A 14,336-nucleotide genomic window follows, 5' to 3' on the forward strand; every position below is an offset into this window, starting at 1 on the left:
ATTAACAGAATTCTCATCCCGCTAACATCGCCGATCTACTCACACCCAACGTCGCCGTCAAACACTTTCAACCAACCCAAGGGACGAACCAACCTGCCGCTAGCAGCGTCGCCGCCCTCGTTGTGGAGGCGTATATAGGGGTGACACCTCATATCTGTCAACAGCGACAATGAAGTTTTTTGATGTTTTTTTGACAACTTTCCACAAGCCGTCGGATTTCCACGTATTTGCCTTATATTATAGTGCACTCATTGCACCAACCGCACTTGGGAGGGCCTTAAACCGGCCTTATTGCCCAAATAATTTCCGCGAAACTTTAGAAACCGACAATGACCCATACTTTGCAAGCGATTGTGGAAATCGTTGTCTGGCAGGCTTGTCGTTGACTTACGTTTCTTCGGCAGGCAAAACTCACATGCCCGTTTGGGAGCCTTCCGACAGAATGGAAGACACCTTAATACCGGATTGGCGGTTTGTCCGCTTTTCCGACAAACGATTTCAAGCACGTTTTGTGCGGTCAGTTATAAAGAAGGACCGGCTACAGCAGTATGAAAGAGATGGGGCCGAACAATCTCGATCCGGGTGACGAGCCCCCGCTCAGTGTAGGCGGACGGCGGCGGCCACCAGATCGTCGTGAAGTTTCTGCCCGCTGGCTCGCTGGAACCTTCCTGACCGGCGTTACGTCCTGCATGCTGATCGGCGTTGCATTGTTTGCCGCTCTGGACGGGCGCGAACAGCTGGCGACCCCGCCTGAAATCCTTGCCCGTAACGACATGCCCGGTGCGACCGACGAAGCCGCTGTTACCAAGGGCGGACGTCTTGTCAGCACCGTCTCTCAGCAAAAGGCGCGCGACCGGCGCCGTTTCGATCTTTCGACGATGCAGAAAGTGGGTGAACGCGAAGTTATTCGCACGCGACCATTCGAATTTGTCCGCATGGCTCTCGCCGTCGATCACCCGACCAGCCGCAAATATCCTGCTTTCAACGCCCTGACCGTGTTTTCGGAAGGACCTGCGGCACCGCAGCCTGCCGATGCCGGTCAGATTTACGGCGCCAAGGTCGAAAGCGAAGTCAGTCTGCGTGTTGTCGATTTTCCGATGAACAGTACGACATTCGATGCATCCAGCGACCTGACAGTGGATGAGGTCGAGAAGGTTGTGCGGGATACCGGTGGTCTTCTGACCGACGGCGACGTGCAGGTTGCATCGCTCCACTATGTCGATCCCGCTCGTTTCGGCGGCACGGACTCGCCTTTCGCGCTTGGTCCCGCGCTTGGCGTGAAGATTACACAGGAGAATGTCAGTGTCGCACAGCGCGGCGATGACGAGACGGTTGGCGAAGGCTTTTCGGAAGAACTGATTCCTTTCCGCCAGACAGCCGATATCAAGCAGGCGCTTGAGGACGCCGGTTATACCGGCGACGATGCCGAGAACATGGCCCACTCGCTTGCCAAGCTGATGAACTCGCCGCGCCTCAAGGAAGGCAGCGTTTTGCGTGTCGGCACCGAGACACAGGATGGCACGGACCGCATCGTGCGCGCCAGCATCTATAATCGCACCACGCATCTGGTGACGGTCGCCCTCAACGACAGGGGACAATATATTCCGTCCGACGAACCGGAACAGACCCCGCTTCTGCAGACGGCTTTCGATGGCAATGCCCTGCCTACGGCCATTCGGGGTAATCTACCCAGTGTCTATGACGGGATCAGCCGGGCCGCGCTCGCCTATGGCATGTCGGAGACGATGCGCGAACAGCTCGTCAAGATGCTCGCAAGCGATGTTGACCTGCAGTCACGGCTTGCACCGAGTGACCAGATCGACGCATTCTTCTCGCTGCCGGACGATCCCGACAAACCGGAAGCCGATTCGCAGCTTCTTTATGTTTCGGCCAATTTCGGCGGCACGACCCGCAAATTCTATCGCTATCAGGCTCCGGACGGTAGCGTCGACTACTTCAACGGCGACGGCAAGAGCGCGAAACAGTTCCTGCTCCGCAATCCGGTTCCCAATGGTGTCTTCCGCTCACCGTTCGGCATGCGCCGCCACCCGATCCTTGGCTATAGCCGCATGCATACCGGCGTGGACTGGGCCGCACCGCGCGGCACGCCGATCATCGCCTCCGGTAATGGCGTGGTGGAAAAGGCAGGCTGGACCAATGGCTATGGCAACCAGACCCTGATTCGTCATGCCAATGGTTATGTGAGCAGTTATAGCCACCAGAACGCCATCGCCCGCGGCGTTACCGCCGGTGCGCGTGTGCGGCAGGGACAAGTGATCGGCTATGTGGGGTCGACGGGTCTTTCGACCGGTCCTCACCTTCACTACGAAATGATCGTGAACGGCACCAAGGTCGATCCGCTGCGCATTCGTCTACCGGATAACAAGGCGCTTTCGGGCAAGGAGCTCGAAGCCTTCAAGCAGGAACGGGATCGCATCGACACTCTGTTGAACAGTGATGACAACGGCACCAAGCTTGCCTCGAACGGATCGACGAAGAGCTGATAAAGAGAAAGGCCGGAGATACGCCCCGGCCTTTCTCTTTGAATTCACTGGAATGCTTACTCGGTAAACTCGACCGTTACGCCAGCTTTCACCAGCTTTGCCAGCTCTTCCGCATCCCAATTGGTCAATCGCACACAGCCATGGCTTGACGTCTTGCCGATTCTCGATGGCTCGGGCGTACCGTGAATGCCGTAGGTCGGCTTGGAAAGCGCGATCCAGACTGTTCCCACCGGCCCGTTTGGCCCAGGCGGAATGGTCAGCACCTTATCATTATTGCCCTGCTTGAAGTTGATCTTCGGATTGTAGGTGTAGTTCGGGTTGATCGCGATACGCTCGACCTGAACAACGCCGGAAGGTGACGGATTGTCCGACGAGCCAATGGTCGAGGGATAGGCAACGACCAGCTTGCCCGATTCATCGTAACCGCGAACCTGCTTGCGTCCTTTGTCGGCGATGATGCGGGCAACCTTGGTCCTGACAGGTTTGCCGAGGTTCGGAATCTTTACGATCGAGCCCGGCTGGTTGAAGTTCACCCCAGGATTGATCTCTTTCAGATAGGCTTCGTCTATATGAAACTTTTCACCGAGCATTTCGGTGACCGAGGTATACGCCATCGCCGGAAGCTGCGCCTTGTGGGCATAATCTTCCGGGATAGAAGCAACGTATTGCCGTCCCACGTCTTCGTTGGTGATGGTGTATTCGGTGAAGGCTGGGCCACCTGTGGCTTCAAGTTCCGCATTGACCGCCGCTTCGTCTGTCGGATTGATCGACTTTCCGGTCAGCTCGCCATAGGCGGCAGCCGCCTTGTCGACATTGCTGCCCGAACGACCGTCGATGACGCCGGGCGATGCACCGGCGCGGTCGAGCAGAATCTGATAGGCTGCGATCTTTTCCTTTGCACCCTGCCCTTTCGGCATTTCGATTGCCGGAGCCATGTCACTCGGATTGGGAACACCCCTTGGTTGTTCATAACCCGGCTGGCCATAATCCTGCTGGCCATCATAACCGGGATTGGCACTGGCTGAATTGGTGTTTGTATTATCAGGATATTGATCGCCTGCCGGAGGCAGTTCCGACCGTTGCACCTGTCCATCACGGTTGCCGCCATATTGCGGTGCCGCCGGAGCGTCCGGGTAATAGTTCGGATCTTCGGGCACGTTGCCGAAACCGTCATAGGGAGCGCCACCGTCGACTGGACCATCGAGTGTCCAGTTGTCGTCTGGCTGCGGTGCGCGGCGAACCCGACGGTCATAAGCGTTCGGGTCATAATTATTGGCGTCCTCGACACTGAGAATACGCCCGCGACGATCCATGGTAACGCGGCGGCCATACTGGTCGATAAAGACCCGTACCCGGCGATCATGATAGATTTCTTCACCCGGATCATAAAGCTGTGCAAGCTGTACCGGGCGTTCGGTAGCCACTGCAGAACTGCCCTCCTCCGCGCGCGCAGTACCGTTGACGGCAGTTACCGCGACGGAAGCAAACAAAGCGAAACGAAGCATGCGTGTGTAATGCGCCATGAAGAATGCCCTGGGTGATCGAGAGACCATGGATGCCGCGAATATGGTTAACAACCGATTAGCTGATAAAGCAGATGCCAGATGAACTGGACATGAAAATGGCCAACATCGAAGGAAAGCTGGAAAACTTGTCAGGCCAAATATGAAAATGGCGCCGCAACCTATCCGGTTGCGGCGCCCAATGATCTCAACTCTTGAACGTTCAGGCGCTCTCGTCGATCTTCTGGCCTTCATCCTCAAGCGCACCGCGAATCGGATGGAAATTGAGCCTGTCCGAACCGGCGGTAATCTTGACGATGGAACCATCCAGAATGTCGCCCAGTAGGATGCGCTCGGCGAGCGGATCCTGAACTTCTTTCTGAATGACGCGCTTCAATGGACGCGCGCCATAAGCCGGGTCATAGCCCTTGTTGGCCAGCCATTCGCGTGCATCGTCTTCCAGCTGCAGCACGATCTTGCGATCGGTCAGAAGCATCTGGAGACGCTGCATCTGAATATCGACAATCGCACCCATGTCTTCACGGCGCAGCCGGTGGAACAGGATGATTTCATCGACACGGTTCAGAAATTCCGGACGGAAGGCAGCCCGCACCACGCCCATTACTTCCTCACGAACCGACTCGACATCGTCCTTCTCGCCAAGATTGACGAGATATTCGGCACCGAGGTTCGAGGTCATGATGATGACCGTATTGCGGAAATCGACCGTGCGACCCTGTCCGTCGGTCAGGCGTCCGTCGTCCAGCACCTGCAACAGCACGTTGAACACATCCGGATGTGCCTTTTCGATCTCGTCGAACAGGATCACCTGATAGGGTCTGCGCCGAACGGCTTCCGTCAGAACGCCGCCTTCTTCATAGCCGACATAGCCGGGAGGCGCGCCGATCAACCGGCTCACGGAATGCTTTTCCATGAATTCCGACATGTCGATACGAACCATGGCCGTGTCGTCCTGGAAGAGGAACGCGGCGAGCGCCTTGGTCAGCTCCGTCTTGCCGACACCAGTTGGGCCGAGGAAGATGAACGAGCCGATAGGCCGGTTAGGGTCCTGAAGCCCGGCGCGCGCACGGCGAACCGCCTTCGAGATGGCCTGGACAGCTTCGCCCTGCCCGATGACCCGCTTCGCAAGTTCGTCTTCCATGCGCAACAGCTTCTCACGCTCGCCTTCCAGCATCCGGTCAACCGGAATACCGGTCCAGCGTGAGATGATCTGTGCCACGTGGTCGGGCGTAACCGTCTCTTCAAGCAGAGAGCCCTTGTTTTCATGGCTTTCGGCTTCGACAAGTTGCTTCTCCAGCTGCGGAATCTTGCCATAGGCCAGTTCGCCCGCTTTCTGGAATTCACCGCTTCGCTGTGCAATGGCGAGAGCATTACGTGCCTCTTCAAGCTGGCGCTTGAGATCAGCAGCAAGTCCGAGCTTCTGCTTTTCAGACTGCCATTTCGACGTCAGTTCCGCCGATTCTTCTTCCAGATCAGTCAGCTCCTTTTCGAGGCGCTGGAAACGATCCTTGGAAGCAGCATCGGTTTCAACCTTCAGCGCTTCGCGCTCGATCTTCAGCTGCATGATGCGACGGTCGATTTCATCCAGCTCTTCTGGCTTGGAATCAACCTGCATGCGCAGGCGCGATGCCGCCTCATCGACGAGATCAATGGCCTTATCGGGCAGGAAACGGTCGGTGATATAACGGTTCGACAAGGTTGCCGCAGCAACCAGAGCCGAATCCGAAACACGCACCTTGTGATGCTGCTCGTATTTTTCCTTCAGGCCACGCAGGATCGAAATCGTGTCCTCGACGGTCGGTTCATCAACGAATACCGGCTGAAAACGACGGGCAAGCGCTGCGTCCTTCTCGACATATTTGCGGTATTCTTCCAGCGTCGTCGCGCCAACGCAGTGCAATTCACCGCGTGCAAGAGCAGGCTTCAAAAGGTTCGATGCATCCATCGCGCCATCAGACTTGCCTGCACCGACAAGCGTGTGCATTTCATCGATGAAGAGAATGATCTGGCCGGCAGCCGTCTGCACTTCCGAAAGTACTGCTTTCAGACGCTCTTCGAACTCACCGCGATATTTGGCACCGGCAATCAGCGCGCCCATATCGAGCGCCATCAACCGCTTGTCCTTCAAGGATTCGGGCACATCGCCATTCACGATGCGAAGCGCCAGACCTTCCGCGATTGCGGTCTTGCCGACGCCCGGCTCGCCGATCAGAACCGGATTGTTCTTGGTGCGGCGCGACAGAACCTGAATCGTGCGGCGGATTTCCTCGTCGCGACCGATCACCGGATCAAGCTTGCCTGCGCGCGCATCCTCGGTCAGATCGCGGGCATATTTCTTCAACGCATCATAATTGCTTTCAGCGGACGCCGAATCGGCGGTGCGGCCTTTGCGCATATCGTTTATGACCTTGTTGAGCGCCGTCGGGGTCACACCGGCAGCGGAAAGAATTTCAGACGTCTTTGCGGATTTTTCCATCGCCAGCGCCATCAGAAGGCGCTCGACGGTGACGAAGCTGTCACCGGCCTTGCTGGCAAGCTCCTCGGCAAGCGAGAAGACCTTGGCAAGCGGCTGCGATAAATAAAGCTGATCGTTGCCACCCGACACTTTGGGCAGCTTTTCGAGCGCATTCTGCAAGCCGATACGCACATCGGCAATGCGCCCGCCCGCGCGTTCGATCAGGGACGAGGCAAGTCCTTCGTCATCATCGACGAGAACCTTCAACACATGTTCGGGTGTGAATTGCTGGTTGCCGGACGACAGCGCGAAAGTCTGTGCAGACTGGATAAAGCCCCGGACGCGTTCCGTATATTTTTCGATATTCATGATGTCTCCTTTGCCTTCCGGCCCATCAAGCGGCACCAGAAGATGTATGGTGACGAAGCCCCCACACTGGGCGGACTTCTTTCCAAGACAGCATATGGGACGATGGCCGGGTTTCGGCAAGGGTTACAGACACTTGAAGAACCAAATAAAAATGGCGCGGAAACCGCGCCATTTTTAACTTGATACACAGGGACGATCAGGCGTCGGAATCCGCAGATTCCGTTACCGGCGTCTCATCACCGCTATCCTTGGCGGCGCGGCGCGGACGACCAGGACGGCGCGTGGCGCGACGCGGCGCGGCCTCATCCGCAGAAGATGCATCGGCAACAGGAGCGGCCTCGGCGGCCACTGGTGCTGCCTGCTCGACCACGGCTGCAGCCGGAGCCTCTTCAGCCACCGGCTGAGCCTGTTTTTCCTGCGGCTGTTCGTCAGAACGCTCGTCAGCGTTGAAGCGCTCACGCTGCGGACGGCGACCACGACCCAGACGACGATCGCGGTTGTCGCGCTCGCGCGGCTGCTGGCGACCTTCACCGGACTTTACCGGCTCGCCACCATCTTCGCCATAAACGACCTCGGCAGGCGTGCCCTCGATAACCGGCTGCGGGCCGGAACCGTTGACGGGCTGTGGCTGTGCTGCGACAGGCGTGAAACCTGCTTCCTCATCATCCGCACCGTCATCGTCGAAAGTTTCCTCGCGCTGGAACGGCACCGGATTCTGCGCCATGGCCGCCATGATGATGCGGTTGTAATGTTCAGCGTGCTGAAGATAATTTTCTGCCATCACGCGATCGCCAGATGCCTGTGCGTCCCGCGCAAGTGCCGAGTATTTTTCTGCAATATGTTGCGCATTGCCGCGGATCTTCACATCCGGGCCATTGCTTTCGTAATTGCGCGACAGAGGATTGGGGCCCTTGCGGTTGTTGTTGTTATTATTGTTATTCCCCCGTCCGCGCATGCGCCTGTTCTGCTGTGCTGGCCTCATATTCATCTCTTTTCAGATTAAAGGGCGTAGAAACTCCACAGCCAAAAGGCTGCCGGTTTCACGCTATCGAGCCATGGAGGAAGTACGCCCTAAAAACTTCCCACAAATCGACTGCTCCTGAGTTAGGTACCTCTATGGGTCACCGAAACTCCGCGGTTGCATTAATGCATAACCATTCCGAAAAGCTCCGCTCTTCGAGATTATGCTTGAAAGTCGTGTACTTCCGCACAAGCCATCCCCAAAGAACCTTCGGGGAGCATGACCAAAAATCGTCATGGAGCATTTCCGCCACCGCCCATCAGCGGGCAAAACCATTCTGGCTGTATACGGTGGCCGGAAACTAAACGGCTTCGCCGCAAATTCCAAGTGTTTTTTAGCGGTTCGCCGCATCAAAATTACGTATTTGATTTGTACGCGAAAAGCATGGCCCTTCTGTGGCCGCCAAGGTCACTCGCATGTCCTGCGAGGGAAAAACCTGCGCTTTCGAACAGCGCTTCAACATCCTGGAATTGTCCGGCGCCGATCTCTACGGCAACCATTCCTTGTTTATATAGGTGATCTGCTGCCTTCTGTGCAAGGGCTCTGTAGAAATTCAGTCCATCAGACCCGCCATCGAGCGCAGCCAAAGGGTCATGTTCGCGCACTTCGCGCGACAGTCCCGCAATGTCTTCATGCGGAATATAGGGCGGGTTTGAGACGATAAGATGAAATCGCCCGCTCACATTTTCAAACCAGTCGCTTTTGAGCGCTGCGAACCGGTCACCCACACCATTGGCGACAGCATTGATTCGCGCCATTGCAAGTGCGCCTTCAGCCATGTCGAGACCAATGCCGTGTGCGCGCTCGAAGCGATGCAGAAGCGAGATGATGATCGCGCCCGTTCCCGTTCCCATATCGAGGAGTTCAAGCGTGTTTTTCTGCACCGCAAGCGCTTCCAGCGCCGGAATGACCAGCTCCACCAGCACTTCCGTATCGGGACGCGGTTCAAGCGTAGCAGCGGAGAGCCGGAAAGGCAGACCGAAGAACTCGCGAACACCCATGATCCGGTGAACCGGCTCGCCCTTTTCACGGCGGTCCAGCGCATCGGAAAGCGTCTCGATTACCGCAGAATCAACCAATTGCTCAGGTGCGGATATCAGATCGAGCCGCGTCTTGCCGGTTGCCCATTCGACCAGAAGCCGTGCATCGAGGTCTGGCGTATCCAGTTCTGCCGCACGAAGCCTCGTCCGTGCATCAGCCATCAGGCGGTCGAGACGCATTTCGCTCACCCTTAGAGCGCATCCCGAAAAGTGTGAAACGGTTTTCGGAGAAGATGCGCGGTTCAAAACAAATAACTAGAGCGCCGATCTGGCCAATCTGCTTGAATCAGATCGAAACGCGCTCTAATGCCCCAGTTCCGTCAGAAGTGCGGTCTGGTGATCGGAAATCAGCGCATCGACCAGTTCGTCCAGATCACCTTCCATAACCCGGTCGAGCTTGTAGAGCGTCAGATTGATGCGATGATCGGTGACGCGTCCCTGCGGGAAATTATAGGTGCGGATACGCTCGGAGCGATCGCCCGAACCGACCTGGCTGCGACGTGATTCAGAACGTTCAGTTTCTGCCTTCTGGCGCTCCATATCGTAAAGGCGTGCACGGAGAATCTGCATCGCGCGTGCGCGGTTCTGGTGCTGGGATTTTTCAGCCTGAACGACCATGATACCGGTCGGGATGTGCGTAATGCGAACCGCGGAGTCGGTCGTGTTCACGTGCTGGCCACCTGCACCGGACGCCCGCATCGTATCGATGCGAATATCTTCGTTGCGGATTTCGATATCGATATCCTCGGCTTCAGGCAAAACCGCAACGGTTGCAGCCGAGGTATGAATACGCCCGCCAGCTTCCGTTTCAGGCACACGCTGCACACGGTGCACGCCCGATTCGAACTTGAGCTTGGAGAACACACCCTTGCCGGAAACGGTGGCGATGATTTCCTTGTAACCACCGGCATCGCCCTCGCTGGCCGAAACCAGCTCGACCCGCCAGCCTTTTTCGGCAGCATAGCGCTCATACATGCGGAACAGGTCACCGGCGAACAGTGCTGCCTCCAGACCGCCCGTACCGGCACGAATTTCGAGAATGGCGTTCTTCTCGTCGGCAGCGTCCTTCGGCAGTAACAGAATCTGGACTTCCTGCTCCAGTCCTTCAATCCGCTTTTCCACGCCCGGCAGCTCTTCCAGCGCCAGTGCACGCATCTCTGCATCCGTGGAGGCATCGTCACGCATGGCCGCCAGATCGACAGCTTCCTTGCGGGCGTCGGTCAGTTCGCGAATCTTGCCAACCACCTCCTGCAGCTCGGAATATTCCGATGCGAGCTTCACATAGGTTTCCGAATCCGGATTGTTGGCCATCTGGCTTTCGATCATTGAGAACCGCTTCAAAAGCTGGTCCATCCGGTCCTGCGGCAATGCGATCATGTCATGTCCTAAAAATTATCAGCGGCGTGCAAGAATGCAAAACGGGACGCCGCGCAATCCTGCACCGCGACCGTTCAGTCAGTTAGAGCATTTCCTATTTTTTTTGAACCGTTGGAAATGCTCCAACTATTTGTTTTGTCGCATTATCCGACGCAAAACCGCTTCGCACCTTTGCTGGAAATGCTCTAGATCTGCTTCGCTATAACGGAATATCGTTGTCTTCCGCAAATCTCATCAGCATTTCGCGCAGCGAATGCGCGCTGTTCGGCTTATCCAGCTCTTCCGCCAGCAAGGCTGTAAGCTTGCTTGCGTCCAGCGCATCAAGCATGGCCTTGACCGGGCCGATTGCCGCCGCCGACATGGAGATCGACCTAAAACCGATGCCGACCAGCGCCATGGCTGGAAGCGGCCTGCTGGCCATTTCACCGCACAGGGTAACCGATTTACCGTGGCGATTGCCGGTTTCCACGATGAAGCGCAACGCCCGCAGAAATGCAGGCGAAAGCTGATCGAAGCGACCCGACATCAGCGAGTTGCCGCGATCCGTCGCCATCAGGAACTGGAACAGATCGTTTGAACCGACGGAGATGAAATCGACAAGCGACATCAGCTCCTCAAGCTGCCACAGCAGCGACGGTACCTCGATCATCGCTCCCAGTTTCAGCCCCATGGGCAACTGATGAGCGAACCGCGACAGATGACGGACTTCACGATCGATGATCTCGCGTGCGGCCTTCACTTCGCTGACTTCCGTGATCATCGGCAGCAGGACTTTCAACTCGCGTCCGCCCGCCGCCTTCAAAAGTGCTCGCAACTGCGTGCGCAACAATCCCGGACGGTCGAGCGTCAGGCGGATCGCGCGCCAGCCGAGCGCCGGATTTTCTTCCTGCACGGTCGAACTGAAGTAAGGGAGAACCTTGTCTCCACCGATATCAAGCGTCCGGAAAGTCACCGGCTTGTCGCCTGCCGCCTCGATGACCGAGCGATAAAGACGTTCCTGCTGTTCGGCACGCGGGAATGTCGAGGCCACCATAAACTGAAGTTCGGTGCGAAACAGACCGATCCCCGCCGCACCCGAAGCCGACAATTGCGGCAGATCGACGAGAAGCCCGGCATTCATCAGAAGCGAGATATCGACGCCGTCCTTCGTGACGGATGGCTTGTCCCGCAATTCCCGATAATGGGCCTGACGCCGCGCCCGGAACCGAACCTTTTCGGCATAAGCCGTTTCCAGATCGGACTGCGGGCGCAGATGCATGATGCCTTCATCGCCGTCGACGATTGCCGCATCGTTGTTTTCGGCCATGGATACAATGCCCTTGGCCTGGCCGACCACCGGGATACCCATTGCACGGGCGACAATCACGACGTGGCTCGTGGCGGCGCCGTCTTCCAGAACAACACCGCGCAAGCGCTCGCGAGGATAATCCAGAAGTTCGGCAGCCCCCATGGAACGCGCGACAATGATGGCATCCTTGACCAGCGATTCGGCGATGGTCTTAATGTCGCGTCCCATGAGCTGGCGCAGCAAACGGTTCGCGAGATCGTCAAAATCCGACAGGCGCTCGCGCATATAGGGGTCGGTCAGATGCACCATGCGCGCACGCGTGTCGCTCTGCACCTTTTCGACTGCCGCCTCGGCAGTCAGACCGTTGTGAATGGCTTCTTCCAGACGCCGCACCCAGCCGCGATCATGCGCAAACATGCGATAGGCTTCGAGCACTTCGCGATGCTCGCCCTCCACCGCCACATCGCGGCGCGAAAGCATGTCGTCGATGGATATGCGCAGGCTGCCAAGCGCTTCATCCAGCCGGTTCAGCTCGGCTTGGCTATCCTCGTTGAAAAGATTGGTGACGACGATGCGCGGCTCATGCAGCACCACATGGCCAAGGCCGATACCGTCGTTGAAAGCCTGTCCTGTCACACTCATCGGGCGACCGAGATCAAGCTCTATGCCCGGACGGGCCAGACGCAGACCGTCGCCGGTCGCGATGATTTCGGCAAGGACCATAGCGGTGGTTTCAAGTGCTTCGACCTCGTCTTCCCGATATGCCCGCTTGGTCTTGTTCTGGACGACAAGAACGCCCAAAGTGCGGCCAGCGCGTAGAACGGGAACGCCGAGGAAGGAATTATAGGCTTCTTCGCCCGTTTCCGGCAGATAGGCGAAAGCCGGATGGCTTTGCGCATCGGTCAGATTGAGGGGACGGGCGCTTGCGGCAATCGTGCCGACCAGACCCTGACCGAGGCGAAGCTGGGCAAGGTGGACTGCCTGCGGATTGAGACCTTCGGTAGCGTAAAGCTCAAGGACGCCGTCAGCGCGCAATATATAGAAGGAGCAGACTTCCGCGACCATATTCTGGGCGATTTCACGAACGATCCGGTCGAGGCGCGCCTGCGGTTCCAGCGGCTCTGCCATCAATTCGCGCAACCGCTTTAGCAGTACGCGGGGACCGGTTGTCAGCTCACGCATGATCGTCGGGGGCTCCTTCAAAATTGCTGACGTGCGTTCCGCCAGCCGATTCCCAATACCCGCCCGCGAAGCGTTACGCCAATCCCTTTGTGAGCATTTTTGACACCCGCGTCCAGAACAAATAGTCGCTGCTCGCAAAATGTTGCAGGGCCGCGCACCCTTTCGGCTGCGCGGCCCTGCATACAATTATGTTTCAAAATGGAATCTGAGCTGGCTGCTTACTTGTCGAGGCCATAGACCGCGTGCAGCGTACGCACGGCCAGTTCCGCATAAGGGCCGTCAATCAGGATCGAAATCTTGATTTCAGACGTTGTGATGGCGCGGATATTGATGCCCTTTTCGGCCAGTGCCTTGAAGGCTGTGGCGGCAACGCCTGCATGGCTGCGCATACCGATGCCGATCACCGAAATCTTGGCAAGGCCGGTTTCAGACTGGATATTGTCGAAGCCGATCTCGCCCTTGACCTTGTCCAGCACCTTCAGCGCCTTATCGACATCACCCGTCGGAATGGTGAAGGTCATGTCGGTCTTGGAGCCGTCTTCCGACACGTTCTGCACGATCATGTCGACATTGATGTGCTCTTCGGCGAGCGGCCCGAAAATGGCTGCCGAAACGCCCGGCCGGTCGGCCACGCGCCGCAGCGAAATCTGAGCTTCATCCTTCGCAAAGGCGATACCTGTGACGACCTGCTGTTCCACGATTTCATCCTCGTCGCAAATAAGGGTTCCGGGCGGGTTGATCGGATCACCCATGCCCGGCGCATCTGGGTCCGTAAAGCTCGAGCGCACGAAAGTGCGCACCTTGTGCACCATGGCAAGTTCGACCGAGCGCACCTGCAGAACCTTGGCACCAAGCGATGCCATTTCCAGCATTTCCTCGAAGGAAATCTTCGAAAGACGCTTCGCCTTCGGCTCTACGCGGGGGTCGGTGGTGTAGACGCCATCGACATCTGTATAAATATCGCAGCGATCGGCCTTCACACCGGCAGCGATGGCGACAGCAGAGGTGTCTGAACCGCCACGCCCAAGCGTTGCCACACGGTTGTCAGGGCCGATGCCCTGGAACCCGGCAACGACGGCAACCTGACCCATTTCCATACGGCGGATGATTTCCGAACCGTCGATGTCCTGAATACGGGCCGCGCCATGGGCGTTGTCGGTCTTGATCGGAATCTGCCAGCCCTGCCACGAACGCGCATCAACGCCTATGGATTGAAGCGCAATCGCCAGAAGGCCGCTCGTCACCTGCTCGCCGGAAGCGACGATGGTGTCATACTCGCGGGCATCATAGAAAGGCGAGCTTGCGCCGCATACTTTCGGCATGTTCTGCACCCAGCCGACCAGCTCGTTGGTCTTGCCGGACATGGCCGAAACGACAACAGCAACCTGATTGCCTGCCTCGACCTCGCGTTTGACGTGGCGCGCCACATTATAGATGCGTTCCAGATCAGCTACCGAAGTGCCGCCGAATTTCATCACGATGCGCGCCATTTAAGGTTACGTCCCGCTGTTTAGAAAAATTACACTCTCACCCGCCCAAACCTTATATTGTTGCGACAGGCAAACCCGGGGTCACAT

Annotated in this window: 8 protein-coding genes; 1 reads left to right on the top strand and 7 read right to left on the bottom strand. The window is 57.3% G+C overall.

Features of this window, described 5'->3' with window-relative positions; genetic code table 11:
* Positions 1-548: 548 nt before the first annotated feature.
* A complete protein-coding gene (locus FG152_RS02835) occupies positions 549-2,504 on the top strand; it encodes a M23 family metallopeptidase (protein ID WP_010657487.1) in 1,956 nt (651 codons plus the stop codon).
* Positions 2,505-2,560: 56 nt separating this feature from the next.
* Here FG152_RS02835 and FG152_RS02840 read toward each other — a convergent pair whose 3' ends face one another.
* The 7 genes from FG152_RS02840 to FG152_RS02870 form a co-directional block, all read right to left on the bottom strand.
* Positions 2,561-4,027: a L,D-transpeptidase gene (locus tag FG152_RS02840; RefSeq protein WP_029375795.1), complete on the bottom strand. Its 1,467-nt coding sequence runs from the start codon at positions 4,025-4,027 to the stop codon at positions 2,561-2,563.
* Between the two features lie 202 nt (positions 4,028-4,229).
* Positions 4,230-6,851 (bottom strand): ATP-dependent chaperone ClpB, encoded by a 2,622-nt coding sequence (gene clpB / locus FG152_RS02845; RefSeq protein WP_010657489.1) that lies wholly within the window; start codon positions 6,849-6,851, stop codon positions 4,230-4,232.
* Between the two features lie 196 nt (positions 6,852-7,047).
* Positions 7,048-7,833 carry a DUF4167 domain-containing protein gene (locus FG152_RS02850; protein ID WP_029375796.1) on the bottom strand — a complete coding sequence of 262 codons (786 nt, stop codon included), beginning with the start codon at positions 7,831-7,833 and terminating at the stop codon, positions 7,048-7,050.
* Positions 7,834-8,228: 395 nt separating this feature from the next.
* Complete coding sequence (gene prmC, locus FG152_RS02855; protein WP_036563219.1) at positions 8,229-9,092, bottom strand: peptide chain release factor N(5)-glutamine methyltransferase; 864 nt, start codon at positions 9,090-9,092, stop codon at positions 8,229-8,231.
* A gap of 123 nt (positions 9,093-9,215) precedes the next feature.
* Positions 9,216-10,289, bottom strand: coding sequence for a peptide chain release factor 1 (prfA, locus tag FG152_RS02860; protein ID WP_010657492.1), 1,074 nt, complete (start codon positions 10,287-10,289; stop codon positions 9,216-9,218).
* Positions 10,290-10,488: 199 nt separating this feature from the next.
* Positions 10,489-12,759, bottom strand: coding sequence for a phosphoenolpyruvate--protein phosphotransferase (gene ptsP, locus FG152_RS02865; RefSeq protein ID WP_010657493.1), 2,271 nt, complete (start codon positions 12,757-12,759; stop codon positions 10,489-10,491).
* Between the two features lie 218 nt (positions 12,760-12,977).
* On the bottom strand, positions 12,978-14,249 hold the full coding sequence (locus tag FG152_RS02870; protein WP_010657494.1) for an aspartate kinase: 1,272 nt from the start codon (positions 14,247-14,249) through the stop codon (positions 12,978-12,980).
* Positions 14,250-14,336: the final 87 nt, after the last annotated feature.

The organism is Ochrobactrum sp. XJ1 (genome assembly GCF_024701725.1).
Lineage (GTDB): Bacteria > Pseudomonadota > Alphaproteobacteria > Rhizobiales > Rhizobiaceae > Brucella > Brucella anthropi.